The following is a 24,224-nucleotide window of genomic DNA, read 5'->3' on the forward strand; positions in this document are numbered from 1 at the left end:
GTGACCAGCCATCTGCCGAACGAAGCCCGTGTCATCGCCCTGCGCCCGCAGCCCGCGCGCCCAGGAGCCCGCCCCGCCGCCAGGGAGCCCCTGTGGCGCGATCTGGTCGGGGACGTCCTGCGCCGTGAGCGCCTCGCCCAGGAACGCACCCTGAAGGAGGTCGCGGAGACAGCCCGGATCTCGATGCCGTACCTCTCGGAGGTGGAGCGCGGACGCAAGGAGGCGTCGTCCGAGGTGCTGGCCGCCGCGGCGGGCGCCCTCGGACTGGGGCTCGGTGATCTGCTGGCGCGGGCCCAGGGGGAGCTGGTCCGCCTCACCTCGCGGCACACCGGCACGAGCCGGGCCCGCGGTACGTCCGCCGCCCGGCGCGACGGGATGTGCCTGGCGGCCTGACCGCCGTACCGGGCCGGCGTCCCGCGGACGCCGGCCCGGCCCCTCACACCCGCGCCAGGCGCCGGCCGAGCACCTCGTCGGCCAGCCCGTAGGCCACGGCCTCCTCGGCGGTGAAGACCTTGTCGCGGTCCATGTCGGCGCGCAGCGTCGTCACGTCGTGGTGAGTGTGGCGGGCCAGCACCTCCTCGACCTGGGCGCGGATGCGCACCATCTCCTTGGCCTGCAGCGCCAGATCGGAGACCGTGCCCTGTCGTCCGCCGCTGGCCGGCTGTCCGAGCAGGACCCGCGCGTGCTCCAGCACGAACCGCCGCCCCGGGTCCCCGCCGGCCAGCAGCACCGCCGCCGTGGAGGCCGCCTGCCCGACGCAGAACGTGGAGATCGGCGCCTGCACGAACGTCATCGTGTCGTAGATCGCCATCAGCGACGTGAACGAGCCGCCGGGGGAGTTGATGTAGATCGCGATCTCGCTCTCCGGGGCCGACGACTCCAGGTGGAGGAGTTGTGCGATCACGACGTTGGCCACACCGTCGTCGATCTCGGTCCCCAGGAAGATGATCCGCTCCGACAGCAGCCGGCTGAACACGTCGTAGGAGCGCTCACCCTGCGGGGTCCGCTCGACGACGCTCGGAATCGTGTAGCTCCCCATGTCACAGCCCCATCCGTCGCCTGGTGGCGGCCGGGCGCACGTCCGCGAGGGACTGGACGACCTGGTCCACCATTCCGTACTCCTTGGCCTCCTCGGCCGTGAACCAGCGGTCGCGGTCCCCGTCCCGGGAGATGGTCTCCGGGCTCTGACCGGTGTGCTCCGCGGTGATCCGCTCGATGGTGCGCTTGGTGAACTCCAGGTTGTCGGCCTGGATCTCGATGTCGGCGGTGGTCCCGCCGATGCCCGCCGACGGCTGGTGCATCATGATCCGCGCGTTGGGCAGGGCGTGCCGCTTGCCCGCCGCGCCGACGCTCAGCAGGAACTGCCCCATGCTGGCGGCGAACCCCATGGCGAGCGTCGAGACGTCGTTCGGGATCAGCCGCATCGTGTCGTAGATGGCGAGCCCCGCGTGCACGGAGCCGCCGGGGCTGTTGATGTAGAGGCTGATGTCGGTGCGCGGGTCCTCCGCCGACAGGATCAGCAGTTGGGCGCAGACCCGGTTCGCGGAGACCTCGTCGACCTGGGTGCCCAGCAGCACGATCCGCTGCGTCAGCAGCTGTGCGGCCAGGTGGTCGTCGAAGCGGGTCGCGGGGGTGTCGCCCTCCTCCGCCCGGGGCGGGGCGGCCGGGACCGGGCCGGTGGTGAGTGGAGACATCGGCGCTCCTTGTCGAGTCGTCGAGTGAGCCGTACGCGGCCGGGATGCCGCTGTCCCTCCACTCTTGGCCCGCCACGGCCCCGCGCGCGGTCTTCTCTGCCCGCGGCAGATTCGCCACGAGCAGACCACTCCCGCCGTCAGGAGCAGACCAGTCCCGCCGTCACGAGCGAATCGCTCCCGCCGTCCGGATCGGCGGCGCCCGACCGATGAGTTCTCCGGCCCGCGCCGGTCGACAGTGGTGACCGTGTTCGCACGCCCAGGAGGTTCGCATGGACACCGACGGATTCACCACGTGTCTCTGGTTCGACGGCCGGGCGGAGGAGGCCGCCCGCTTCTACGTCTCCCTCTTCGAGAACTCCCGCCTCGGCGCCGTCACCCATTACCCCGAGGGGGCGCACCAGCCCGCCGGCAACGTGCTCACCGTCGACTTCACGGCCAACGGCCAGAAGTTCGTCGCGCTCAACGGCGGCCCGATGTTCACGTTCAACGAGGCCGTCTCCTTCCAGATCACCTGCCACGACCAGAAGGAGGTGGACCACTACTGGACCGCGCTCACCGAGGACGGCGGCGAGGAGGGGCCCTGCGGTTGGGTCAAGGACAGGTTCGGCGTGTCCTGGCAGGTCGTCCCGGCGCGGCTGGAGGAGATGTTCCGCGACCCGGACGCCGCGAAGGCCGCGCGCGCCAACCGGGCCATGATGTCGATGCGCAAGCTCGACATCGCCGCCCTGGAGAAGGCGTACGCCGGGGAATGAGCCCGCCGCCGCGCGGGGGCGGGCGGGGATGACTAGCGTGAGGAGACGAGCGCCCCACCATCCGGACCATTCACCCAATCGCACGGGAGGCGGCGGTCATGGCCGTCCAACCTGAAGGAACCCCCTGCTGGGCCGACGCGATGTTCGGCGACCTCGAAGGAGCCAAGCGCTTCTACGGCGACGTCCTCGGCTGGACCTTCGGCGAGTCCTCGTCGGAGTACGGCAACTACACGCAGTGCTATGCCGACGGCAAGGCGGTCGCGGCCGTGGTGCCGCCCATGCCCGGCCAGGAGGAGCAGGCGCAGTGGTGCCTCTACTTCGCGTCCCCCGACGCCGCGGCGACCGCCGGGCGCATCCGCGAGGCGGGCGGCGAGATCGTCATGGAGCCGATGCGGGTCGACGACTTCGGCACCATGTGCCTGGCGCGTGATCCGTCGGGCGTCGTCTTCGGGATCTGGCAGGGCGGCACCCACGAGGGCTTCGAGGCGACGGCGGCGCCCGGCGCGTACTGCTGGGCCGAGGTGTTCACCCGTGAGCCCGGGAAGTCGGACGCCTTCTTCCCCGCCGTCTTCTCCTACACGGCGAAGCAGATGGAGGACGACGGGGTGGACTTCCGCCTCTTCGACCTGGGCGAGGACACCGTCCTCGGTCGGATGGCCATGACGGACGAATTCCCGCCCGAGGTGCCGCCCCACATCAACGTCTACTTCACCGTCGCCGACTGCGACGCCGCCGTGGCCCGCGCCACCGCGCTCGGCGGGGTCCTGCGGTTCGGGCCGATGGACACTCCCTTCGGCCGGTTCGCCGCGCTCGGCGACCCGCAGGGCGCCACCTTCTCGGTGATCGACCTCACGAAGACGGAAGGGGAGATGCCGAAGGTCACGGACGTCTCCTGAACCCCGTCCGGGCGACCCCCGGCGCCATGGCATGATCGGACGCATGCGTGAACGTGTGGTGGCCGCGTGCGACGGGGCTTCGAAGGGGAACCCGGGTCCGGCCGGCTGGGCCTGGGTGGTCGCCGACGCGGGCGAGGTCCCGGTCCGCTGGGAGGCGGGCCCGCTCGGCCGGGCCACCAACAACGTCGCCGAACTCACGGCGCTGGAGCGCCTGCTGGCGTCGACCGAACCGGACGTGCCGCTCGAGGTCCGCATGGACTCGCAGTACGCGATGAAGGCCGTCACCACCTGGCTGCCCGGCTGGAAGCGCAACGGCTGGAAGACGTCCGCCGGCAAGCCGGTCGCCAACCAGGAACTGGTCGTGCGCATCGACGAGCTGCTCGACGGCCGCTCGGTCGACTTCCGCTACGTGCCCGCCCACCAGGTGGACGGCGACCGCCTCAACGACTTCGCCGACCGCGCCGCCAGCCAGGCCGCCGTCGTCCAGGAGCCGGCGGGCAGCGGCCTCGGCTCCCCGGAGCCGCCTCCCGCCCCCGACGCGCCCGCCGTCAAGAAGGCACCGCGCCGGGGCGCGTCCACGGCCCGCAAGAGCGGCGGCGCCTCCGCGCGCACCATCAAGGCCAAGTTCCCCGGGCGGTGCCTCTGCGGCCGCTCCTACGCCGCAGGGGAACCCATCGCCAAGAACGACCAGGGCTGGGGCCACCCCGAGTGCCGTACGGCGGCGGCCGGCTAGCACCGGGCCGCCCGCACCCCACCGCGCACACCCTGAAGTCGTTCCCGGCGGGGCCACCGCGGTGCATCACCGCCGCCCGCCGTCGCGTCCTCCCCGCGGTGCGTCCGCCTGCTAACCTGCCACCCCATATGACCGTTTTGATGGCATTCCAGGGGTGAGTGTGAAGGTCGCATGCGTCGGTGGCGGACCCGCCGGCCTGTATCTGTCGATCCTGCTGAAGCTGCAGGACCCCTCCCACGACATCACCGTGTACGAACGCAACCCGGAGGGATCCACCTACGGCTGGGGCGTGACCTACTGGCGGGGCCTGCTCGACCGGCTCCACGCACACGACCCCGAGTCCGCGCGCGCCGTCGAGGAGCACTCCGTGCGCTGGCGGGACGGTGTCGCCCACGTGGACGGCGAGCAGGCCCGCCACCGCGGCGACGAGGGCTTCGGCATCGGCCGCCACCGGCTCCTGGAGATCCTCGCCTCCCGAGCCCGGTCCCTCGGCGTGCGCCTGGAGTTCGACCTGGAGGTCGACGCCGCCGACCTGCCCCCCGCCGACCTCGTCGTGGCCGCCGACGGCGTGGGCAGCGCCCTGCGCACCCGGCACGCCGGTCACTTCGGCACCGAGGTCCGGGCCGGGCGCAACCACTACGCCTGGCTCGGTACCACCAAGGTCTTCGACGCCTTCACCTTCGCGTTCACCGAGACCGAGCACGGCTGGATCTGGGCGTACGGCTACGGCTACGGCCCCGAGGGCAGCACCTGCGTGGTCGAGTGCGCGCCCGAGACCTGGACCGGCCTGGGGCTGGACCGGGCCAACGAGGCCGAAGCCCTGACCGTGCTGGAGAAGCTCTTCGCCGACGTCCTGGACGGCCACCCGCTCACCGGGCGGTCCGCGGCCGGCGCCAGTGGCGCGTGGCTGACCTTCCGCACCCTCACCAACCGCACCTGGTACCGCGACAACCTCGTCCTGCTGGGCGACGCCGCGCACAGCACGCACTACTCCATCGGCGCCGGCACCACGCTCGCCCTGGAGGACGCCATGGCCCTGTCCGCCGCCCTGCGCGAACGGGCGACCCTCCCGCAGGCCCTCGCCCACTACGAGCGGGAACGCAAGGAAGCCCTGCTCCCGGTGCAGAGCGCGGCCCGGCACAGCGCGCAGTGGTACGAGAACCTGCCCCGCTACATCCGCCTCCCCCCGGAGCACATGTTCGCCCTGCTCGGCCAGCGCCACTCGCCCCTGCTGCCGTACGTCCCGCCCCGGCTCTACCACCGGCTCGACCGGGCGGCCGGCCGGCTGGAGGCACTGCGCCGGCTCAAGCGCTGGCTGGGACCCAGGATCGCGCGCACGGTGCAGGCCCGGAAACTCGCCGCGCGCGACTAGGCGAGCCCCGACGGCAGGTCCCGGCGCGCTGCGGGAGCGCTCCGGGTGACAGACTGTCGCCATGGACGAGCGCACTTTCGACAGGTCGGATCAGCACGCCTCGGTGGTCGGACTCGGCACCTGGCAACTGGGCGCCGACTGGGGGGACGTCGACGACAAGGAAGCCCTCGCGGTGCTGGAGGCGGGCGCCGAGTCCGGGGTGACGTTCTTCGACACCGCGGACGTCTATGGCGACGGGCGCAGCGAGGAGACCATCGCCGGGTTCCTGCGCGGCCGGCCCGACCTGCACGTGCTGATCGCCACCAAGATGGGCCGCCGGGTCGAGCAGATCCCGCAGAACTACGTACTCGACAACTTCCGGCAGTGGAACGACCGCTCCCGGCGCAACCTCGGCGTGGACGTCCTCGACCTGGTGCAGCTGCACTGCCCGCCGACCCCCGTCTACTCCAGCGACGAGGTGTTCGACGCCCTGGACACCCTCGTCGAGGAGGAGCGCATCGCCGCGTACGGCGTCAGCGTGGAGACCTGCGCCGAGGCGCTGACCGCGATCGCCCGGCCGAACGTGGCGAGCGTGCAGATCATCCTGAACCCGTTCCGGATGAAGCCCCTGCGCGAGGTGCTGCCGGCCGCCCGTGAGGCGGGCGTCGGCATCATCGCCCGGGTGCCGCTGGCCTCCGGCCTGCTGTCCGGCAAGTACACCAGGGACACCGTCTTCGCGGCCAACGACCACCGCAACTTCAACCGGCACGGCGAGGCCTTCGACCAGGGCGAGACCTTCTCCGGTGTCGACTTCGCCACCGGAGTGGAGGCCGCCGCGGAGTTCGCCGCGCTCGCCCCCGAGGGGTACACCCCGGCCCAGCTCGCGCTGCGCTGGATCATCCAGCAGCCCGGCGTCACCACGGTGATCCCGGGTGCGCGTTCGCCCGAACAGGCCCGCGCCAACACGGACGCGGCCCGGCTGCCGGAGCTGTCCGAGGAGACGCTCACGGCGATCCGCGACCTGTACGACCGGCGGGTCAGGGACCAGGTCGAGAGCCGCTGGTAGGCGTACCCGTCGACCTCACGGCACCAGGAGCAGCTGCCGTTCCCGCTCCTGGTCGCCGGAGGCGGCTCCCTCGTTCCTCGTGCTGAAGGCGTGGGCGAGCGTCTCGCTCGCCGCCTCGACGGCCTGCGGCGAGCCCTGGACGGTGACCGAGACCGGCTCCGACAGGGTGGCGCCGGCCGACCGGTCGGCCGTGGCCGCCCGCGGCGCGTCCGGGGAGTCGAAGGTCGCGGTGCGCACCGTCGCCCGCTCGTCGCCGGGGAGGCCGTCGGGTGCGCCGAAGACCTCCTCCAGTGCGCGCACGATCGCCCGCGCGTCGTCGATGCCGCCACCGCTGAGCGTCACGGTGAGCTGTGTGTCGGACATGCTTCGCCCTTCCCCAGGAATCGTGTCGGTCCGGGCCCGTGTATCCGTGGGCTGATCACTCAAACCGGGCGCCGTCGTCCCGACCCGGCGTCTGAGGGTGGAGAACCCGGGAAGAGGGAAGGGAACGCAGGCCGCGGCAACCGGGAGGAACCGTGACGGACCAGGGCGCGACAGCGAACTCGGGTCGGCGCAGAGGGCGCGACGAGACCGAGGAGGAGCGGGCGGACCGCATGTGGACCGAGCTGATCCAGGAGGTCCGCGTCGCGCAGATGGGCGTGCAGATCCTGTTCGGTTTCCTGCTCACCGTCGTGTTCACCCCGAAGTACGACGACCTCTCGGACACCGACCAGATGATCTACCTGGTGACGGTCGTCCTCGGGGCCGTCACCACCGGCGCCCTGATCGGTCCCGTGTCCCTGCACCGCATCGTCGCCGGGCGGCGGGTGAAGCCCCAGGCCGTGCGGTGGGCCTCCCGGCTCACCCTGCTCGGCCTGGTCCTGCTGCTCGCCACGACGACCGCCTCGCTCCTGCTGATCCTGCGCGTGGCGACCCACGACGGCTTCGTGCCCTACCTCGTGGCCGGGGTGGTGTTCTGGTACCTGGTGTGCTGGTTCGGCATCCCGTTGTGGACCCGGTACCGCCACACGACGAGCTGAGTCCGCGTCAGCCCTCGGCCATGACCTCCGCGAGGAAGTCGTCGACGCACACCTCTTCCTCCCCGGGCCGCACCACGGCGTGGGTCTCGCGCAGGAAGGCCTCGACGGCCGCCGCCCACAGGAACACCACGGCGTGGTGGCGGCCTCCGTCGGGCCGGGCGTCGCCGAGCAGTTCGATCCGCAGCTCGTCCCACAGGCCCCGCGACTCGGGCCGCAGCCGCACGTCGCCCACGCCGACCGGGCGGGTCAGCCCGTCGCCCACCATCTCCCGGTCCAGCGACCAGCGGGCGAGGACGCGCCCGTCGTGGCTGAAGACCACGGTGACGGCGAACGGGTCCGCGGAGTCGTAGCCGAGATGGGCGAGCACGGGGAAACGTTCTGCGTCGCCCGCCTGGAGCTGCACCACCAGGGTCTTGTGCACGAGGGAATTCACGACTGGGGCCTCCGGAGGACGGACGTGGAGCCCTCTAGTACCCCGCTCACCGGCAAGATGCTCGGGCAGACGGGTGAATCCCGTGCCGGGCTCAGGACCGGCCCAGGGCCTCGCGCAGCGCGGGCAGCAGGGTCTTCTCCGACCAGTCGAGGAAGGCGGGTTGTGTCTCGCCGCCGATCTGCACCAGGGCGACCTCGGTGAACCCGGCCTCGGCGTAGGGGCGCACGGCCTCCACGAACGCGTCCGGATCGTCGCCGCAGGGGATCGACTCGGCGACGTCGTCGGGGGTGACGAACTGGGTGGCCGCCTCGAAGGAGTCCGGGTGGGGCAGTTCGGAGTTGACCTTCCAGCCGTTGCCGAACCAGCGGAACTGGGCGTGGGCGCGCTTGATCGCCGTGTCCCGGTCGGGGTCGTAGGACACCGGGAGCTGGCCCACGCGCGGTTTGCCCGCACCGCCGTGCCGGTCGAAGGCCTCCAGCAGTCCGGGCTTCGGCTCGGTGGCGATGACCAGGTCGGCGTGCTCACCCGCGAGCGCGCAGGAACGCTCGCCGGAGACGGCGATGCCGATGGGCGGCGCGGTGTCCGGCAGGTCCCACAGCCGCGCCGACTCCACGTCGAAGTGCGTGCCGCGGTGGTTCACGTGGCCGCCCTCGAAGAGCGCCCGGATGATCTCCACCGCCTCTGCGAGCATCTCGTGCCGGACGTCGACGGACGGCCAGCCGCCTCCCACGACGTGCTCGTTGAGGTTCTCGCCCGAGCCGAGACCGAGCCGGAACCGGCCCTCGGACAGCAACTGCAGCGTCGCCGCCTTCTGCGCCACCACCGCGGGGTGGTAGCGGAAGGTCGGACACGTCACGTAGGTCATCAGCGGGATGCGCGAGGTCGCCTGGGCGGCCGCGCCCAGCACGGCCCACGCGTAGGGCGAGTGCCCCTGCGAGCGCAGCCACGGGAAGTAGTGGTCCGAGGTCACCGAGAAGTCGAAGCCCGCCTCCTCGGCCCGCACCAGATGGCCGACGAGATCACGGGGGCCGGCCTGCTCGGTCATCATCGTGTATCCGATTTGCACCATGAGGCGCGAGTCCCCGTCCGGGCGCAGCGAAAACGGGGCGAAACGGCGCGCACCCGAGCCCGCGGCTGCACCGGGCGACGAGGTTCAGGAGGAGGAGGGGCGGGGCGCGTCCTCCCGGAACGTCGTCAGGAAGGTGGTGAGCGCCCGCTCGTTGCCGGCGTCGTCCCAGTCCTCGGCCGGGGTCGTCCAGCGCAGCGAGAAGCTCCGTCCGCCGCCGAGGAGGAAACCGCGGCCGAAGGTGCGGACCCGGGTGCCGTCGTCCTCGGTGGTCCACTCCATGTCGGCCGCCTCGCGTCCCCGGTACCTCGTCGCGCGGATCTCGCCGATCCGCCGGTAGTCGCCGGACCGCTCCAGACCGGGCTCGACGTCCTCGCGCCACACCGCCACGGGATCGGCGCCCGCCCGCTCGCTGTAGGTGACCGCGAGGGTGCGCGGGTCGCCGGCGGCGCCCAGGACCACCCGGTAGGCCACGTCCGGCACCCGGGAGGTGCTCAGCCGCCGCCAGTCCTCGGGCAGCGCGACGGAGAACCCTTCGGGCGCGTCGTAGCGGCGGAACCCGGCCGGCACGGCGCCGCCCGGTCGCGAGGGGGAGGGGGTCGCGCTCGGCCGGGGAGCGGGGGTGGAGGGGGCCGTGTCGTCTCCGGGCGGCGACACGGGGGCCGAGGGGCGCTGCCGGGGGCCGGTGCCGGTGGCGGAGCCGTCACCCGAGCCGGGCAGGCCGTGGGTGACGGCGAGGGCGGCCGCCGTGACCGCGACGACGGCCAGGGCGGTCCCCGCGAGCATCGTCCGCCGGCTCCGCCCGCGGCCCGCGTACCGGGCGGCGGCGCACGCGCCCCGGAGCCGGGGGCGGGACGCCCCGCGCACGACCGCCTCGGGCTCCTCGGCCAGCGCCCGGGTGAGGGCCTCGCGCACCACCGGGCGGGTCAGCCGCTCCCGCGGGTCCTTCCGGAGCAGCCCCTGCACGGCCTGCGTGAGCGGGCCGGCGCGCACGGGCGTGCGCAGCGGCAGCCGGTCCACGCCCCTCAGCGTCGCCTCGGGCCGCTCGCGGTCGCGGAACGGAGGACGCCCCTCGACCATCGTGTAGAGGATCGCGCCCAGCGCCCAGAGATCGGCCGCCGGCCCGACCCGCTCGTCGCGCGCCTGCTCGGGCGAGGCGTACGAGGGTGCCGTGAGCCGGGGGGCGAGGGTGGCGCCGGCCAGGCCGAAGCCGGTGACGACGACGGAGCCCTCCTCGCGCACGAACACCTGTCCCGGGCTCAGCTCGCCGTGTGTGACCCCCAGGTCGTGGGCCGCCTCCAGCACGTCCAGCAGGGCCAGGCCGATGCGTGCCGTCCACGCGTAGTTGAACGCGCCCTGACCGGCCAGGAGTTCGCCGAGCGGCACGCCGGCGACCCGTTCGGTCACCGTCCACAGGACGCCGTCCGTCACGACGGCGTCGGACACCGAGGCGATCCGCCCGGGGCACAGCGACCGCATGGTCTCGCAGGTGCGCACCACACGGCCGGTGGCCCGGCGGGCGGTCTCCGCCGCATGGCCCTCCGGGAGCGCGATCTGCGTGACCAGGCACGGGCGGCCCGTCTCCGCGTCCACCCCGGACCAGCAGAGCCGGTTCGTCTCACGGTGGACGACCTCGAGGAGGCGGTACCGTCCGGCGACCGATCCGTGTGTGGAGACGTGCGCCCTGCCCATGGCCACCCCTCGTTCGCACCGCCGGCTCTCGGCTTGTGGAGAAGTACGGTGAGGAGGCCGGGGTGCGTTCAACGCGTGCGGATCCGGGGGCCATTTCTGACCGTTCTTCAAAAACCGCGGCCAGCGAAACGAACGGGAATGCGGAAGAGGCGGCCGCGCGGACGCGCAACCGCCCCTGAACTGGACGACCTCGCGCCTCTGTCCGGCACGGGAATTCCCGGTCGAGTACCGGGCCCGCGCATCCGGGGCCGACCTGGTGGTAACCCGCGGTAAACGCGGTCGCGGCCCGGATTCGGGCGTCAGCGCAGACCGAAGCGGTCCGCCCAGGCCGCCATGTCGGCGGTGGTCGCGTTGCCGCCGCAGACCACCAGACCGATCCGGGCGTTGTCGCCGACCCGCTCCACCACCCGCCGGGCCGCGGGCAGCAGACAGCCGGCGGCCGGCTCGGTCCACACCTTCGCGTGCTCGGCGAGGGCCAGCGAGCCCTCGACGGCTTCCCGGTCCGGGACCACCAGCACCTCGGTGACCAGCGCCGACACATGCTCGTAGGTCACCTGCGAGACGGCCGGAGCGCTGAGCGTGGTGACGATCGACGACAGGGCCACGGGAAGCGGCCCGCCCGCGGCCAGCGCCCGGGACATGGCCTCGGCCCCCTCGGTCTCCACGCCCCAGATCCGCACGTCCGGCCGCACCGCCCGCAACCCCGCCGCCACACCGGCGATCAGCCCACCGCCCCCGATGCTCACCAGCACGTCGGTCAGCTCCCCGGCGTCCGCGGCGAACTCCAGCCCCACCGTGCCCTGGCCGGCGATCACCACGGGGTCGTCGAAGGGGTGGACCAGGGTCAGGCCCTCCTCGCGGAGCCGGCTCACCAACGCGAAGGCGCTGTCCATCCCGTCCGTCAGCCGCACCAGCGCGCCCGCCTCCTCGGCGATCTCCACCGAACGGGCCGGTGCCGTGCGCGGCATGACCACCGTGGCCTTGACGTCGAGGGCGGCGGCCATCACCGCCACCGCGATGCCGTGGTTGCCGCCGCTGACCGCGACGACACCGGCGGCCCGCTCGGCCTCGGTCAGCGACAGCAGTTTCGCCGTCGCGCCCCGCGCCTTGAACGAGCCGGTGCGCTGGAGCAGCTCCAGTTTCGCGGTGACCGGGACCCCGAGCAGCGCGGACAGCCCGGGGCTGGGCACGGTCGGGGTGCGTACGACATGTCCGGCGATCCGCTCCGCCGCGGCTTCGATCTCCGTGATCCCGATCAAGGCACTCATCCTTCCGGCGCGGGCGGTGATCCGCGCCCGTGCGCACCCTTTCGTGTGCCGCGTCCGAGGTCAACACGGTTCCGAGGCGTGGTCGGGCGGGCAGGACGTCGGTGAACGGTCCGGTCGCCTCAGTGCGCTTGCGTCTTCTGCGGCGTCACCTCGCTCGGCCGCACGACGGCGAAGCCCTCGCCCTGCAGCACCAGCTGCACGGCCTCGCCCGAACCGCCGCGCAGCATCGAGCCGACGGACTGCGAGCGGTGCAGGGAGGTGGCGAGTCCGGCGGACCAGCCCACGATCGCGTCCGTGTCGACGTACACCGGGTACTGCGGCGAGACCGGGATGACGAGCGGACTGCCCTCGCACACCAGCCCCAGCCTGCCCTGCCCGGTGAAGACGCTGTTGAACAGCCCGCCGCCGGCGATGCCCGAGCCCTTCACCGTGGAGATGCGGTACGACAACGAGGTGTCGAAGCACAGGACGTTGCGGCCGTTGACCGTGAACTCGTCGCCGGGCTCGACCTCCACGATGAAGCAGCTCTGCGCCTCGTGCGCGAACCAGGCCTCGCCCTGCCCGCTCACCGCCATCAGGGGCAACCCCTCCCCGGTGACCGCGCGTTTGAGCATGCCGCCCACGCCCTGGCCCTTGCGCTCGAACTGGAGGTTGCCGCGGTAGGCGACCATCGCGCCCTGCCGGGCCAGCATGTCGCCGCTCACCGTGTAACGGATGCACTTGGAGTTCTCGACGGTCATGCCCGGCGCGGTGGCGGGCTGCACCATGTGCTCGCTGGAAAAGAGGTCACCCTTCATACGGGCATCCTGGCCCGGAGGGGTCCCTTCCGCCAAGATCGGACACCGGACACCGGGCCTCAGCCGCCGAAGAGCTGCGTCCAGTAGGTGCCCGCCCGGCCGCCGCCGGCGAAACCGATCCCGATGTGGGTGAAGTCGGCCTTCAGGATGTTGGCGCGGTGCCCGGGGCTGTTCATCCAGCCTTCCACGACATCGGCGGGGGAGCGCTGGCCGCAGGCTATGTTCTCGCCGACGGTGCGCCGCGCGGCGCCCGCGGCGGCGGCCCGGTCCCAGGGTCTGCCGCCGTCCGGGTCGGTGTGGGAGTAGAAGTCGCGGGCCACCATGTCGGCGCTGTGCGCCTGCGCGGCCGCGGTGAGCCGTGGGTCGGCCGCCAGCACGGGCAGTCCCGCCGCCGACCGCTCCCGGTTGGTGAGGTCGACTACCTCGGCCGCGGTACGGGCCAGGCCGTCCGGCGTGAACGGCACGGCCCACAGCGCCGTCCAGTACGTGTCGCCCGAGCCGCCGTTCGTGGCGTACGCCCACCCGGTGTGGGTGAAGGCGGCGTGCAGTGTGCGCCGGGTGCGCTCGGTGCCCAGGCAGTACGCGACGAACTCGGTGGGCGAGCGCGGGCCCGAGACCAGGTGCTCGCCGACGGCGAGGTACGCGTATCCGGCCGAGACGACGCGCTGGTGGACGCTGACGCCGTCGCGGGTCTCCACGCTCAGTGTGCCGGCGGCGGCCATGGCGGTGGCGTGCGCACGCGCCGCGCGGACCAGGCGCGCGTCGGTGGCGACCGGGCCCGAACCGGCGGCCGCACGGGCTGAGTTCACCAGGGCGAGGAAGCCGTCGGGGTCGGCGGCGGGAGCCGGGGGAGCGGCCGTCGGACGGTCGCCGGGTGCCGCGGTCTCCTCGACGACGTCCACCCCGAAGTCCCGGGCGAGTCCGGCGAGTCCGTCGGCGTACCCCTGGCCGAGCGCGCGCAGCTTCCAGCTCTCGCCGCGCCGGTAGAACTCCGCGAGCAGCAGTACGGTATCCTGCCGGGGCCGCGCGGGGGTGAACCGGGTCAGCATCCGGCCGCGGGCGTCGGTGACCTGGAGCGTGGGGGAGGGCAGCGCGCTCAGGGCGGTCGCCGGGTCCGAGGGGCTGACCGCCACCGTCACCCGGGTGGCACCGGGGCGCAGCCGCCCGGGATCGACGGTGAGCGTGTCGCCCCGCAGCCGGGCGCCGGGTGCCTCCGGCTGGTTGTAGAAGACGAAGTCGTCGTCGCCGCGCACCTTCCCGCCGTCGTCCGTGACGAGCGCCGACACGTCGAAGCCGCCGGGCACCCGCACGCTCACGGGGCCGTCCGGCAGAGGGACGTTTCCCCCGGGGACCAACTCGCTCATCGTGCCGTCCTTCGTCGTGGTGCGCGCGCCGGTCGGGTCTCTCGGTGACGGCTCAACGACCGCCGCCCGCCGGATGTTCCCGGGACCGGGCGTCGGCCGGTGCCGGCCGGGTCAGGACGGTGCGGTCGGCTCCGGGGCGACGAGCCCCCGGCGGTAGGCGACCGCCACCGCCTCCGTACGGCTCGCGGCGTCCAGCTTGGCGAGGATGTTGGAGACGTGGACGCTCGCCGTCTTGGCGCTGATGAACAGCTCCTCGCCGATCTGACGGTTGCTGCGGCCGAGGGCGAGGAGCCGCAGCACGTCCCGTTCGCGGGCCGTCAGCACGGCGGAACCGTCCCTCGCGCCCGTGAGCCTCCCTCGGCGGGCCAGCCCGTCCAGGCGCTCGCGCAGCAGCGTGGCGCCCAGCCGGCGGGCCTCCCGGCGTACGCCGTCGGCCTCGACGGCCGCCTCCTCGCGGCGGTCGGCCGCCAGCAGCGCCTCGGCCAGCCTGAACCGGCACCGCGCGCGTTCGTAGACGTCGCCGTGCGCGAACCCCTCCACCGCCCGACGCCAGGCCGCCGGGTCCGGTCCGGCCCCCTCGATCCGGGTCCACTCCGCCTCGGCGCGTGCCAGCCACGCCTGCCCCTCCGGCCCCTGCGGTACGCCGTCCTCCCCGTGCCCGGCGGCCCGGCGGGCCTGCGCCAGGAGCTCCTTCGCGGTGGCCGTCCAGCGGCCCGTCTCCGTCCCGTCGCCGGCCCCGCGCAGCTCGACGACCCGGTCGGCGACCGCGGACAGGGCGAGGGCGGCCAGTCGCACGGTGGCGGCGGGCAGCACGCCCGCGTCGTCGGTGAGCACCGCCACGGTGGACCGCATCCACCGCACGGCCTCCTCCGCGTCACCCCGCGAAGCGGCGGCGTCGGTCAGCACGATGCCCGCCACCAGCGTGCCCATCCAGTCGAACGGGCCCTCCAGCAGCGCGCGGGCCCGGTCGGCGGCAGAGAGGTCCCCGCGCGCCAGCGCCACGTAGAGCCCGGGGCCCGCGCCATGACCCCCCGCGGCGGGCAGCCCACCGGCGTCGTCCGCCGCCGCGCGCACGCACTCGTCCCAGTGGCCCAGCGTGTACTGCACCAGCAGCCGCAGGTACCGCATCTCACGGGGGTACGGCGAGGACAGCAGCCCGGAACGCCGGGCCCGGTCCAGTCCCTCCGACGCCCAGTGCCGGCACTCCTCCAGGTCCCCGGACTCGAAGCTCCCGATGGCGAGGTTGAACAGGGCGCGCATCTCCACCGGCGCGTTCCCCGCCCGCCGTGCCAGCTCCCGCGCCTCCAGCAGCCGTTCCCGGCCCCGCGGGGTGGTCCGGTTGCCGCCTTCGAGGCTGGTCAGGGAGATGAGCAGGTCGGCCCGGGCGTCGACGACGCCCAGCTGGTCGGCGACGCGCAGCGCCCGGCGGGCGACCCGCAGCGCCGTCTCGTACTCCCCGACCTGGCGGGCCGCCATGACGTGCGTCGCCGCGGCCCACATCCACGTCGCCGACGGCGGCTCGGCGGGGATCAGTTCGAGCGCCTCGCTGCTGTGCGTGAACGCGGCCGACAGGTTGTCGACGTTCAGCAGGTTCCCGGCGAGCGTGTACCGGACGCGGGCGGCGAGCTCCAGGTCGGCGTCCTGGCCGAGGCCGGCCAGCGCGGAGCGGGTGAGGGAGACCGCGCGGTGCAGCTCCCCGGCGTGCGCGGCGGCGGCCGAGGCGCGCAGCGTGAGCGTCACGACGTCGGAACCGGCCGGCCGCGCCGCCGCGTCGACCGCCGACCACAGGTCGAGGGCCGCCTCCACGTGGCGCAGTTCCTCGGCGGGCGCCCCGACGCGCTGGGCGTGGTCCGCGGCCGCCAGGGACGCGCAGAGCGCCTCGGGCAGGTCGTGACTCTCCCGGTAGTGGTGCGCGCGCTCGGCGGCACTGTCGGAACGGCTCCCCGGCCCGGAGAGCAGCCGGGCGAACGCGCCGTGCAGCCGGGCCCGTTCGCCGGGGAGCAGGTCGGCGTAGACCGCCTCCCGGGCGAGGGCGTGGCGGAAGGAGTAGGAGCCGTCGTCGCCGGCGACGAGCAACTGCCGGCCCACCGCCTCCCGCAGGGCCGTCTCCAGCTCCTCCTCGGGCAGCCCGACCGCCTCCCGCAGCAGCTCGTGCCCTACGCGCCGCCCGGCGACGGCGGCGGTGCGCAGGACCTGCTGGGCGGTCTCGGAGAGCTGCTCGAACCGGATGAGCAGGACGTCGGCCAGACCGCTGGGCACACCTCCGGCGGGCGTGTCCGCGGCCGCGACCAGTTCCTCGGCGTAGAAGGCGTTGCCCTCGGCGCGTTCCACGATCCGGTGCACGGTGGTGTCGGGCAGCGGCCGGTCCCCGAGGAGGCGCACCAGCCGGGCCACGTCGGCGTCGGGCAGGGGGCGCAGTTCCAGGCGTTCCACGGCGGGCAGCCGTACCAGCTCGGCCAGCAGGGGCCGCAGCGGGTGGCGCCGGTGCAGGTCGTCCGCCCGGTACGAGGCGAGCACCGCGAGCCGGTGGCCGGGCGCCCCGCCCGCGGGCCGCTGCAGGACCCCCCGGCTGAGCAGGAACCGCAGCAGGTCCCGGGAGGACTGGTCGGCCCAGTGCAGGTCCTCCAGGACCAGCAGCAGCGGGGTGATGTCCGCCAGCTCGGTCAGCAGGGCCGCCACCCCCTCGAACAGCCGCAGCCGCGACCGCGTGGTGGCGTCGCCACCGTCGTCCGAACCGCCGCCGAGCAGCCGGTCGGCGGCCGGATGGGCGGCCAGGACGGCGGCGAGGCGCTCGTCGGCCGCCAGCGCGCCGAGTATCTCGGTGAACGGCAGGTACGGCAGGCCCACGTCGCCCAGGTCGACGCAGTGCCCGGTGAGCACGGTCGTCCCGGCCGCGGCGGCCCGCCCGGCGACCTCGTCGAGCGTCCGGGTCTTGCCTACCCCGGCGTCTCCGGCGATCAGTACCGCACGAGCCTCTCCCGAACGGGCCCGTTCCAGGACGTCGTCCAGGCGCGCGAGTTCGTCCTCGCGGCCGACGAGCGGGCTGGTGAACATGGTCTGCGACACGCTGCCCATCCTGGCACGAGGGTCCGACGGTCCGGCACGGGCGGCCGGGGCCCGCCCGGGCGCCGCGCCTCCCTCAACGCCGCAGCGTCCGGGCCCAGTCCGCGGGCACCCGTCCCGCCGGTCCGGGGCTCGGCTGGTCCTCGGGGTGGCTGCGCGGGGCGGCCAGTTCGGGGCCGGACTCCCGCACCTCCTCGGTCGCGTAGTCCCAGTACCAGTCCTCGCCCGGTTCGAAGCTCTGCACCACCGGATGCCCGGTCGCGCGGAAGTGCCCGGTCGCGTGCTGTCCGGGCGAGCTGTCGCAGCAGCCGACGTGACCGCAGCCGGCGCAGCGCCGCAGGTGGAACCACCAGCCGTCCACCGCGTCGCAGTCGGCGCAGCCGGGGCCGCTCGGCGGGACGGTGGGGTCGATTCCGGTGTCGTCGGTCATGCGGGCTCCTCGGTCGGTTCGGGTGCGGCGGCGGTCAGCGGGAGCAGCACCTGGAACCGGGTGTCGCCGGGCACGGAGTCCACCCGCAGCGTGCCGTGGTGCTTGTTGACCACGATCCGCCAGGAGATGTCCAGACCGAGCCCGGTGCCCTCGCCCACCGGCTTGGTGGTGAAGAACGGATCGAAGATGCGGTCGCGGATCTCCGGCGCGATCCCCGTTCCGGTGTCGCGGAACTCCACCAGCAGCCGGTCGTGGTGGAGCGTGGTCCGCACGGTCAGCGTGCCGTCGCCGCCCGCGCCGTTCACCGCGGAGACCGCGTTGTCGATGAGATTGGTCCACACCTGGTTCAGTTCCGCCGGGTACGCCGGGATCTCCGGCACGGTGCGGTCGTACTCCTTGACGACGTCGATCCGGGGGCCGATCTTGCCGGACAGCATCAGCAGGGTGCTGTCCAGGAGTTCGTGGACGTCGACGGTCCGGTAGGGAGCCCGGTCGAGCTGCGCGTACTGCTTGGCCGCGTCGACGAGGTGCGAGACGCGGGCGGTGGAGTCCGCGATCTCGTCCATCAGCAGTTCGGTCTCGACCGTGTAGTTGAGCCAGCCGATCGCCCCCGGCAGCAGCTGCTCGTCCACCGCCGCCGCCACCTGGTCCAGCCACTCGGTGTCCAGCCCGGCCTGTACGAAGGTCGGCGCGATCCGCCAGCCCTGTTCGACGCCGTGGTCGTCCAGCCAGTCGGTGAGGGCGTCCTCCCGGTCGCTGGCCTCCAGCGGGGAGAGGGAGGGGGCCTTGGCGACCCGCTCCGCCGTGCGCTCCTGTATCTCGATGAGCCCGGCGAGCGCGTCGCGGGTGAACGGTCCCTCGGCGATGACGGCCAGCTTGTGGCGCATCTTCGCCACCCGCTCCCGCAGCGCCGAGGTGGCCCGTACGGCCGCCGCCGCCGGGTTGTTCAGCTCGTGCGTGAGGCCGGCGGACAGCGAGCCGAGCGCCAGCAGCCGCTCACGCTGACCGATGGCCCGCTGGGTGTTCTTCGAACCGAAGAACAGCCCCTCCAGCAGGTGCACCGCCATCGGGAACCACTCCCTCATGACGCTCGCGAAGGTCTGCGCCGGCAGCACGAAGAACCGGGTCGGCTCGGTGACCCGCATCGAGTTCGTGTAGACCTGCGGCACCCGGTCGCCGACGTACGCCTGCATCGCCCCGGCGTACACCCCGCGCTGCGAGGTGCGGTGGGTCTCCACGTCGTCCCCGCCGACCCGCCGGGAGAGCACGACCGTCCCGTCCAGCAGCACGTAGAAGCAGGTCGCGTCCTCGCCCTCGGCGTACACCGGCCCGGGTTCGAACCGCTCCACCCGGCCCTCGGCGCACAGCCGTCCCAACTGCTCGGGCGTCAGCTTCTCGAACAGGAACAGCTCCCCGATCTCCCGGGGGCTGCACGGCATCGGCCGGCCGCTCACGACTGCTCCAGGTACCGGTGGACGAGCATCACGGCCATGGCTCCCTCTCCGACGGCGGACGCGACCCGCTTCGCGGACTCCGCGCGGGCGTCGCCCGCCACGAACACGCCCGGCACGCTGGTCTCCAGGTGGTACGGCGGCCGGTCCAGCTCCCAGTCGGCCGGGGGCCGCCCGTCGGGGCTGAGGTCCGGCCCGGCCAGGATGAACCCCCGCTCGTCCCGCAGTACCGTCCCGTCCAGCCAGTCGGTCCGCGGGGCCGCTCCGATGAACACGAACAGCCACTGCGCGTCGACCTGTTCGGTCTCACCGCTCGCCGCGTCGCGCAGCGTCAGCCGTTCCAAATGCCCGTCGCCGTGCGCGCCCTCCACGGCCGTGCCGCAGCGCACCCGGATGTTGGGCGTCTCCTCGATCTGCTGGATCAGGTAGTGCGACATCGACGCCGCCAGCGAGTCGCCGCGCACCAGCAGCGTCACCGACTTGGCACCCCGGGCCAGGTACATCGCCGCCTGCCCGGCCGAGTTGGCGCCGCCGACGATGTACACGTCGTGGCCGTGGCAGGAGGCCGCCTCGGTCAGCGCCGAGCCGTAGAAGACGCCGCAGCCGGTCAGGTCGTCGGCGCCGGGAGCGGCCAGCTGCCGGTAGGAGACACCGGTCGCGAGGATCACGCTGTGCGCGGCGATCGCCGAGCCGTCCGAGAACCGCACGGTCCGCGCCGCGCCGTTGGCCTCCAGGCCGGTCACCTCGCGCGCCGTGAGGATCTCCGCGCCGAACTTCGCCGCCTGCCGCCGGGCCCGGTCGGTGAGCTGCCCGCCGGACACGCCGTCGGGGAAGCCGAGGTAGTTCTCGATGCGGGAGCTCTGCCCGGCCTGTCCGCCGGTCGCCGACCGCTCCACCAGCACCGTCCGCAGCCCCTCGGAGGCCCCGTACACGGCCGCCCCCAGCCCTGCCGGACCGCCGCCGATCACCACCAGGTCGTAGAAGTCGGCCGCCGGCGTCGTCGCCAGCCCCACCCGCGCGGCCAGTTCGGGGGCCTCCGGCTCCACCAGCGGGGCGCCCTCCGGCGTGATCACCACCGGCAGCCGCCGCCCGTCCTGCCCGGCCGCCGTCAGCAGCCGCCGCCCCTCCGGCTCGTCGGACGAGTACCAGCGGTACGGCACCTGGTTGCGGGCCAGGAACTCCCGGACCTCGGAGGAGCGCGCCGACCAGCGGTGCCCGACCACCTTGGTGCTGGGCACCGGCCGGTGGTCACCGGTGCGCCAGGCCTGGAGCAGGTCGTCCAGCACCGGGTAGAGCTTCTCCTCGGGCGGGTCCCACGGCTTGAGCAGGTAGTGGTCCAGGTCCACGACGTTGATCGCGTCGATCGCCGCGTCGGTGTCCGCGTACGCGGTCAGCAGCACCCGACGGGCGCCCGGGTACACGTCCAGGGCCCGCTCCAGGAACTCGATGCCGTTCATCCGCGGCATCCGGTAGTCGGCGAGGAGCACCGCCACCAGGTCGCCGCGGAGCTTCAGTTCCCGCAGCGCCTCCAGGGCCGACTCGCCGGACTCCGCGCGCACGATGCGGTACGAGGCGCCGTACCGCCGCCGCAGATCACGGGCGACGGCGCGGGAGACCCCCGGATCGTCGTCCACGGTCATGATGACGGTCCGCGTCGTCCCGTCGGCCTGTGCCATACGTCCCCCACGTCGAACGGCCGGGTTCACGGCACGGCGTCCCCGTCACCGCACCGGCCTGCCGTCCATCGTATGTTCGATCAGCGCGGCCCGCTCAGTCGGCCGGACGGCCGCCGCGGGGGCCGAGCACGCAGAACTCGTTGCCCTCCGGGTCCGCCAGCACCACCCACGGCTGCTCGCCCTGGCCCACGTCGGCACGGCGCGCGCCCAGCTCCAGCAGGCGGGCCACCTCGGCCTCCTGGTCCTTCGGCCGGAAGTCGAGGTGCAGCCGGTTCTTGACGGTCTTGTCCTCCGGCACCGGGACGAACAGCAGCCCGGGCAGCCGGTCGGGCGCCGGGCGGATCTCGTACTCGTCGGGAGCGTCGTTCACCACGACCCATCCCAGCGCCTCGGCCCACCAGCGTCCGAGCGCCGCCGGATCGGCCGCGTCGACGTTCACCTGCTCCCACTCCAAGGTCATGCGGACAGCGTAGGGAAGACTGGGCTCCATGAACGAGACCGCGACACAGGGAGGGACCCGCATGACGCGCCCGATCACGGCAGGTGTGGACGGTTCGGAGGAGAGCCTGGCCGCGCTGGCCTGGGCCGCCAGGGAGGCGGTCCGCCGGGAGGCGCCGCTGTGTGTCGTGCACGCCTGGCGGTTCGCGTCGCGGGACGCGGACGGCCCCACGGACCGGGAGGCGCAGGAGCGGGGGATCCGGGACTCGGTGGCCGAGTCGGTCCGGACCGTCACCGAGCGCCACCCGGACCTCACGGTCTCCACGGAGATCCGCGAGGCCGACGACGCCGTCGCCGCGCTGCTCGCCGCCACGGCCGACACCGAGACGCTCGTGCTCGGGTCGCGCGGGCACGGGGCGGTCGTCGGCTTCCTGCTCGGCTCCGTCGGCCAGCAGGTGATCGCCGAGTCGCCCCGGCCCGTCGTGCTCGTGCGCGCCGGGGACGAGGCCGCGACCGAGGCCGCGGGGCGCGAGGTCGTCGTGGGTCAGCAGGGGGAGCCCGAGGACAGCGCCGACGTGATCGGTTTCGCCTTCGAGGCGGCCGCCGCGCGCGGCGCCACCGTGCGGGCCGTGCGCGCCTGGGCCCTGCCGACGGTGTTCACCTACAGCCCGGGCTCGATGCGCCTCGCCGACGAGGCCGGGGGCCTGGAGCAGTACGAGCGCAAGGCGCTCGGCGAGGCGCTCGCGCCGTGGCGCGAGCGCTTCCCCGACGTCCCGGTGATCGAGCACGTCGAGATGGGCAGCGCGGGTCAGGTGCTGCTGTCGGTGGCCGGCGGCGCCCAGCTCATGGTCGTCGGCCGCCGGGCCCGCCGTACGGCCGTCGGCGCCCGGATCGGCTCCGTGGCGCACGGCGTGCTGCACCACGCCGACTGCCCGGTGGCGGTGGTCCCGCACACGTGACGGGCCGGTACGCCGCTCAGTCCGCCGTGGGCTCCAGGGTCTCCCGGGCCCGCGGCAGGATGGTCGTGATGTAGTCCTCGACGGCGGTGTCCAGGCCGATGTCGTGCTGGGCGCGCTCGGACAGGAACCAGCGGTGCTCCAGCAGCTCGTGGTAGATCTCGGCCGGGTCCATCGCGCCGCGCAGCTGTACCGGCACGGCGCGCACGGTGGGCCGGAACACCTCGCGCACCCAGCGGTGGGCGAGGACCTCGGGGCGGGCTCCCAGGGGGTCGTCCGGGGCGTAGTCGTCCTGGGTGGCCATCCAGCTCTCCAGGTCGTTCAGCAGCCGCCGGGCCTGGTTCTCCTCGGCGTCCAGGCCGGTCAGGCGCAGCAACTGGCGCTGGTGGTGGCCGGCGTCGACGACCTTGGGCACGAAGGTGACCGTGTCGCCGTTGGAGGCGTGCTCGATCTGCATCTCGGCCACGTCGAAGCCGAGGTCGTTGAGCCGCCGGATCCGGCGCTCGATGTAGTGGTACTTGCCCGCCGGGTAGACGGAGGTGCGGGTCAGCTCCTCCCACAGGCGCCGGTAGCGGGCGCAGATCTCGGTGCCGAGGTCGATCGGGTCGACGGAGGGGTGCAGGGCGCCGGAGGCCTCCAGGTCGAGCAGCTCACCGCTGATGTTCACCCGCGCGAGGTCCAGGTCGTAGTCGCGCTGCCCCTCGCTCAGCCGGGGATGCAGGTCACCGGTCTCGGCGTCCACCAGGTAGGCCGCGTAGGCGCCCGCGTCGCGCCGGAAGAGGGTGTTGGACAGCGAGCAGTCGCCCCACGCGAAGCCGGCCAGGTGCAGCCGGACCAGCAGCACCGCCAGGGCGTCCATCAGGCGGTGCATGGTCGCCGGGCGGAGCGTCGTCTCGAACATCGACCGGTACGGCATGGAGCCGCCGAGGTGGCGGGTGATCAGCACCGGTTCCAGCGGCTCGCCGGCGGCATCCGTGCGGCCGGTGACCACGGCGAGCGCGTCCACCGCGGGGATGGCGAGCCGGTCCAGGTCGCGCAGCAGCTGGTACTCGCGGAGCGCCGGGCGTTCGGCCAGCTCCTTGACGGCGATCACCTCGTCCCCGGCGCGTGCGTAGCGGACGACGTGCCGGGAGATGCCGCGCGGCAGCGGGACGAGGTACTCCTCGGGCCACCGCTCCAGCGGCGTCTGCCACGGCAGTTCGAGCAGGAGCGCGGGGTGCTCCGGATTGGTGGCGCTGATCTGCAAGGCCATGCCCCGACTCTAGAACGCCCGTTCCCGGGCCCGTCGGGCGGCTTCCTTCACCGGCCCGCGGTGGACGGGACCGTGCCCGGGGAGCAGGACGTCGCCGTCCAACCCGGCCAGGACGTCGAGGGAGGCCGCGGTGCGTGCCCGGTCGTGGTGGAACATGCCGGGCAGCAGCTGCGGCCCCGTGGTCCGCGACGTGGCGTGCCCGCTCACCAGCGCGTCGCCGGAGATCACCACTCCGGCGTCCGGGAGGTGGTAGGCGCAGTGCCCGTCGGTGTGCCCGGGGGTGTGCACCGGAACGGGCCGGCCGGGCAGGTCGAGCGGGCCGTCGGCGGGGAAGGGCTCCGGCGAGGTCACCGGGTGCTGCTCGGTACCGCCGGAGCGCAGCACGTGCACCGCCCAGGGCAGCACGCCCGGACGCCAGGCGTTGCGCAGCACCGTGCCGACCGGTACCTGCTGGAGGAAGTCCCGGCGGGCGTGCGGGACTTCGGCCTCGTGCAGGAGGACCGGGGTGCCGTGGGCGGCCCGCAGGTACTCGGCCGAGCCCAGGTGGTCGTTGTGGGCGTGGGTGATCAGCACCGCCACGACCGCCTCCGGTGCACTCCCGACCTCCGCGAGCGAGGCGAGGAGCTGTGCGCGGTCGCCGGGATACCCGGTGTCGACCAGTGTGACGGCGTCCCCGTCCGTCAGGATCACCCAGTTGGTGTGGGAGCCGTGCACCAGGTGGATGCCCTCCCCGACGTGTCGCACCCGTGCCCGCATGATCATCCCGCCACTCCGCTCGTTCCGGTTCGCCGGTACCAGGGAAGCAGGCCGGGGGAGCGGCGGCGGTG

General features: G+C 73.7%; 24 protein-coding genes. 8 read left to right on the forward strand and 16 right to left on the reverse strand.

Annotated features, from left to right (window positions below):
• A complete protein-coding gene (locus tag ACZ6EG_RS32380) occupies nucleotides 1–393 on the forward strand; it encodes a helix-turn-helix domain-containing protein (RefSeq protein ID WP_391972635.1) in 393 nt (130 codons plus the stop codon).
• Between the two features lie 43 nt (nucleotides 394–436).
• Here ACZ6EG_RS32380 and ACZ6EG_RS32385 read toward each other — a convergent pair whose 3' ends face one another.
• Both ACZ6EG_RS32385 and ACZ6EG_RS32390 read right to left on the reverse strand, forming a co-directional pair.
• Nucleotides 437–1,039 carry a ClpP family protease gene (locus ACZ6EG_RS32385; RefSeq protein WP_391972634.1) on the reverse strand — a complete coding sequence of 201 codons (603 nt, stop codon included), beginning with the start codon at nucleotides 1,037–1,039 and terminating at the stop codon, nucleotides 437–439.
• Between the two features lies 1 nt (nucleotide 1,040).
• Nucleotides 1,041–1,694 (reverse strand): ATP-dependent Clp protease proteolytic subunit, encoded by a 654-nt coding sequence (locus ACZ6EG_RS32390; protein ID WP_391972633.1) that lies wholly within the window; start codon nucleotides 1,692–1,694, stop codon nucleotides 1,041–1,043.
• Nucleotides 1,695–1,963: 269 nt separating this feature from the next.
• Here ACZ6EG_RS32390 and ACZ6EG_RS32395 point away from each other — a divergent pair, with 269 nt between their 5' ends.
• From ACZ6EG_RS32395 to ACZ6EG_RS32415, 5 genes are all read left to right on the forward strand, one after another.
• The gene (locus ACZ6EG_RS32395) at nucleotides 1,964–2,446 is read left to right on the forward strand and encodes a VOC family protein (RefSeq protein ID WP_469610008.1); all 483 of its coding nucleotides are present in this window, start codon (nucleotides 1,964–1,966) and stop codon (nucleotides 2,444–2,446) included.
• A gap of 98 nt (nucleotides 2,447–2,544) precedes the next feature.
• Nucleotides 2,545–3,342 carry a VOC family protein gene (locus ACZ6EG_RS32400; protein WP_391972631.1) on the forward strand — a complete coding sequence of 266 codons (798 nt, stop codon included), beginning with the start codon at nucleotides 2,545–2,547 and terminating at the stop codon, nucleotides 3,340–3,342.
• A gap of 31 nt (nucleotides 3,343–3,373) precedes the next feature.
• Nucleotides 3,374–4,075 (forward strand): ribonuclease H family protein, encoded by a 702-nt coding sequence (locus ACZ6EG_RS32405; RefSeq protein WP_469610011.1) that lies wholly within the window; start codon nucleotides 3,374–3,376, stop codon nucleotides 4,073–4,075.
• A gap of 154 nt (nucleotides 4,076–4,229) precedes the next feature.
• Entirely contained in the window at nucleotides 4,230–5,447 is a 1,218-nt protein-coding gene (locus tag ACZ6EG_RS32410) for an FAD-dependent monooxygenase (RefSeq protein WP_469610013.1), read from the forward strand.
• Between the two features lie 61 nt (nucleotides 5,448–5,508).
• The gene (locus ACZ6EG_RS32415; protein WP_469610016.1) at nucleotides 5,509–6,492 is read left to right on the forward strand and encodes an aldo/keto reductase; all 984 of its coding nucleotides are present in this window, start codon (nucleotides 5,509–5,511) and stop codon (nucleotides 6,490–6,492) included.
• Between the two features lie 15 nt (nucleotides 6,493–6,507).
• On the opposite strand, the gene ACZ6EG_RS32420 is transcribed toward ACZ6EG_RS32415, so the two are convergent.
• The gene (locus ACZ6EG_RS32420) at nucleotides 6,508–6,855 is read right to left on the reverse strand and encodes a hypothetical protein (RefSeq protein WP_366767698.1); all 348 of its coding nucleotides are present in this window, start codon (nucleotides 6,853–6,855) and stop codon (nucleotides 6,508–6,510) included.
• Between the two features lie 230 nt (nucleotides 6,856–7,085).
• On the opposite strand from ACZ6EG_RS32420, the gene ACZ6EG_RS32425 reads away from it, so the two are divergent.
• On the forward strand, nucleotides 7,086–7,511 hold the full coding sequence (locus ACZ6EG_RS32425) for a DUF6328 family protein (protein WP_391972684.1): 426 nt from the start codon (nucleotides 7,086–7,088) through the stop codon (nucleotides 7,509–7,511).
• Nucleotides 7,512–7,518: 7 nt separating this feature from the next.
• Here the strand turns inward: ACZ6EG_RS32425 and ACZ6EG_RS32430 are convergent, their stop codons facing one another.
• From ACZ6EG_RS32430 to ACZ6EG_RS32480, 11 genes are all read right to left on the reverse strand, one after another.
• A complete protein-coding gene (locus ACZ6EG_RS32430) occupies nucleotides 7,519–7,944 on the reverse strand; it encodes an SsgA family sporulation/cell division regulator (protein ID WP_391972627.1) in 426 nt (141 codons plus the stop codon).
• A gap of 91 nt (nucleotides 7,945–8,035) precedes the next feature.
• Nucleotides 8,036–9,013, reverse strand: a complete 978-nt coding sequence (locus ACZ6EG_RS32435; RefSeq protein ID WP_391972626.1) for an LLM class F420-dependent oxidoreductase — start codon at nucleotides 9,011–9,013, stop codon at nucleotides 8,036–8,038.
• Nucleotides 9,014–9,097: 84 nt separating this feature from the next.
• Nucleotides 9,098–10,702: a serine/threonine protein kinase gene (locus tag ACZ6EG_RS32440; RefSeq protein ID WP_391972625.1), complete on the reverse strand. Its 1,605-nt coding sequence runs from the start codon at nucleotides 10,700–10,702 to the stop codon at nucleotides 9,098–9,100.
• Between the two features lie 299 nt (nucleotides 10,703–11,001).
• Nucleotides 11,002–11,961: a threonine/serine dehydratase gene (locus ACZ6EG_RS32445; protein WP_391972624.1), complete on the reverse strand. Its 960-nt coding sequence runs from the start codon at nucleotides 11,959–11,961 to the stop codon at nucleotides 11,002–11,004.
• A gap of 128 nt (nucleotides 11,962–12,089) precedes the next feature.
• Nucleotides 12,090–12,767, reverse strand: a complete 678-nt coding sequence (locus ACZ6EG_RS32450; RefSeq protein ID WP_391972623.1) for an AIM24 family protein — start codon at nucleotides 12,765–12,767, stop codon at nucleotides 12,090–12,092.
• A 59-nt stretch (nucleotides 12,768–12,826) separates the two neighbouring features.
• On the reverse strand, nucleotides 12,827–14,131 hold the full coding sequence (locus tag ACZ6EG_RS32455) for a CAP domain-containing protein (protein WP_469610023.1): 1,305 nt from the start codon (nucleotides 14,129–14,131) through the stop codon (nucleotides 12,827–12,829).
• 111 nt (nucleotides 14,132–14,242) lie between these two features.
• On the reverse strand, nucleotides 14,243–17,206 hold the full coding sequence (locus ACZ6EG_RS32460) for a helix-turn-helix transcriptional regulator (protein WP_469610026.1): 2,964 nt from the start codon (nucleotides 17,204–17,206) through the stop codon (nucleotides 14,243–14,245).
• Nucleotides 17,207–17,270: 64 nt separating this feature from the next.
• Nucleotides 17,271–17,624, reverse strand: a complete 354-nt coding sequence (locus tag ACZ6EG_RS32465; protein ID WP_458417014.1) for a UBP-type zinc finger domain-containing protein — start codon at nucleotides 17,622–17,624, stop codon at nucleotides 17,271–17,273.
• Complete coding sequence (locus tag ACZ6EG_RS32470) at nucleotides 17,621–19,078, reverse strand: ATP-binding protein (RefSeq protein ID WP_469610029.1); 1,458 nt, start codon at nucleotides 19,076–19,078, stop codon at nucleotides 17,621–17,623. Before ACZ6EG_RS32470 ends, ACZ6EG_RS32465 begins: the two co-directional genes overlap by 4 nt.
• The gene (locus ACZ6EG_RS32475; RefSeq protein WP_469610032.1) at nucleotides 19,075–20,751 is read right to left on the reverse strand and encodes an NAD(P)/FAD-dependent oxidoreductase; all 1,677 of its coding nucleotides are present in this window, start codon (nucleotides 20,749–20,751) and stop codon (nucleotides 19,075–19,077) included. Before ACZ6EG_RS32475 ends, ACZ6EG_RS32470 begins: the two co-directional genes overlap by 4 nt.
• A gap of 94 nt (nucleotides 20,752–20,845) precedes the next feature.
• Nucleotides 20,846–21,211: a VOC family protein gene (locus ACZ6EG_RS32480; RefSeq protein WP_384700795.1), complete on the reverse strand. Its 366-nt coding sequence runs from the start codon at nucleotides 21,209–21,211 to the stop codon at nucleotides 20,846–20,848.
• 61 nt (nucleotides 21,212–21,272) lie between these two features.
• Here ACZ6EG_RS32480 and ACZ6EG_RS32485 point away from each other — a divergent pair, with 61 nt between their 5' ends.
• The gene (locus tag ACZ6EG_RS32485; RefSeq protein WP_469610036.1) at nucleotides 21,273–22,148 is read left to right on the forward strand and encodes a universal stress protein; all 876 of its coding nucleotides are present in this window, start codon (nucleotides 21,273–21,275) and stop codon (nucleotides 22,146–22,148) included.
• Between the two features lie 16 nt (nucleotides 22,149–22,164).
• Here ACZ6EG_RS32485 and ACZ6EG_RS32490 read toward each other — a convergent pair whose 3' ends face one another.
• Both ACZ6EG_RS32490 and ACZ6EG_RS32495 read right to left on the reverse strand, forming a co-directional pair.
• A complete protein-coding gene (locus ACZ6EG_RS32490; protein ID WP_391972617.1) occupies nucleotides 22,165–23,397 on the reverse strand; it encodes a DUF4032 domain-containing protein in 1,233 nt (410 codons plus the stop codon).
• Nucleotides 23,398–23,406: 9 nt separating this feature from the next.
• Nucleotides 23,407–24,153, reverse strand: coding sequence for an MBL fold metallo-hydrolase (locus ACZ6EG_RS32495; RefSeq protein WP_391972682.1), 747 nt, complete (start codon nucleotides 24,151–24,153; stop codon nucleotides 23,407–23,409).
• Nucleotides 24,154–24,224 lie beyond the last annotated feature (71 nt).

The organism is Streptomyces sp. NPDC041968 (assembly GCF_055589025.1).

What these genes read in the sequence shown, in the direction of transcription:
- ACZ6EG_RS32385 (WP_391972634.1), bottom strand. Translation starts at nt 1,039, where the DNA reads ATGGGGAGCTACACGATTCCGAGCGTCGTCGAGCGGACCCCGCAGGGT.
- ACZ6EG_RS32390 (WP_391972633.1), bottom strand. Translation starts at nt 1,694, where the DNA reads ATGTCTCCACTCACCACCGGCCCGGTCCCGGCCGCCCCGCCCCGGGCG.
- ACZ6EG_RS32395 (WP_469610008.1), top strand. Translation starts at nt 1,964, where the DNA reads ATGGACACCGACGGATTCACCACGTGTCTCTGGTTCGACGGCCGGGCG.
- ACZ6EG_RS32400 (WP_391972631.1), top strand. Translation starts at nt 2,545, where the DNA reads ATGGCCGTCCAACCTGAAGGAACCCCCTGCTGGGCCGACGCGATGTTC.
- ACZ6EG_RS32405 (WP_469610011.1), top strand. Translation starts at nt 3,374, where the DNA reads ATGATCGGACGCATGCGTGAACGTGTGGTGGCCGCGTGCGACGGGGCT.
- ACZ6EG_RS32415 (WP_469610016.1), top strand. Translation starts at nt 5,509, where the DNA reads ATGGACGAGCGCACTTTCGACAGGTCGGATCAGCACGCCTCGGTGGTC.
- ACZ6EG_RS32420 (WP_366767698.1), bottom strand. Translation starts at nt 6,855, where the DNA reads ATGTCCGACACACAGCTCACCGTGACGCTCAGCGGTGGCGGCATCGAC.
- ACZ6EG_RS32425 (WP_391972684.1), top strand. Translation starts at nt 7,086, where the DNA reads ATGTGGACCGAGCTGATCCAGGAGGTCCGCGTCGCGCAGATGGGCGTG.
- ACZ6EG_RS32435 (WP_391972626.1), bottom strand. Translation starts at nt 9,013, where the DNA reads ATGGTGCAAATCGGATACACGATGATGACCGAGCAGGCCGGCCCCCGT.
- ACZ6EG_RS32440 (WP_391972625.1), bottom strand. Translation starts at nt 10,702, where the DNA reads ATGGGCAGGGCGCACGTCTCCACACACGGATCGGTCGCCGGACGGTAC.
- ACZ6EG_RS32450 (WP_391972623.1), bottom strand. Translation starts at nt 12,767, where the DNA reads ATGAAGGGTGACCTCTTTTCCAGCGAGCACATGGTGCAGCCCGCCACC.
- ACZ6EG_RS32455 (WP_469610023.1), bottom strand. Translation starts at nt 14,131, where the DNA reads ATGAGCGAGTTGGTCCCCGGGGGAAACGTCCCTCTGCCGGACGGCCCC.
- ACZ6EG_RS32460 (WP_469610026.1), bottom strand. Translation starts at nt 17,206, where the DNA reads ATGGGCAGCGTGTCGCAGACCATGTTCACCAGCCCGCTCGTCGGCCGC.
- ACZ6EG_RS32465 (WP_458417014.1), bottom strand. Translation starts at nt 17,624, where the DNA reads ATGACCGACGACACCGGAATCGACCCCACCGTCCCGCCGAGCGGCCCC.
- ACZ6EG_RS32475 (WP_469610032.1), bottom strand. Translation starts at nt 20,751, where the DNA reads ATGGCACAGGCCGACGGGACGACGCGGACCGTCATCATGACCGTGGAC.
- ACZ6EG_RS32480 (WP_384700795.1), bottom strand. Translation starts at nt 21,211, where the DNA reads ATGACCTTGGAGTGGGAGCAGGTGAACGTCGACGCGGCCGATCCGGCG.
- ACZ6EG_RS32485 (WP_469610036.1), top strand. Translation starts at nt 21,273, where the DNA reads ATGACGCGCCCGATCACGGCAGGTGTGGACGGTTCGGAGGAGAGCCTG.
- ACZ6EG_RS32490 (WP_391972617.1), bottom strand. Translation starts at nt 23,397, where the DNA reads ATGGCCTTGCAGATCAGCGCCACCAATCCGGAGCACCCCGCGCTCCTG.
- ACZ6EG_RS32495 (WP_391972682.1), bottom strand. Translation starts at nt 24,153, where the DNA reads ATGCGGGCACGGGTGCGACACGTCGGGGAGGGCATCCACCTGGTGCAC.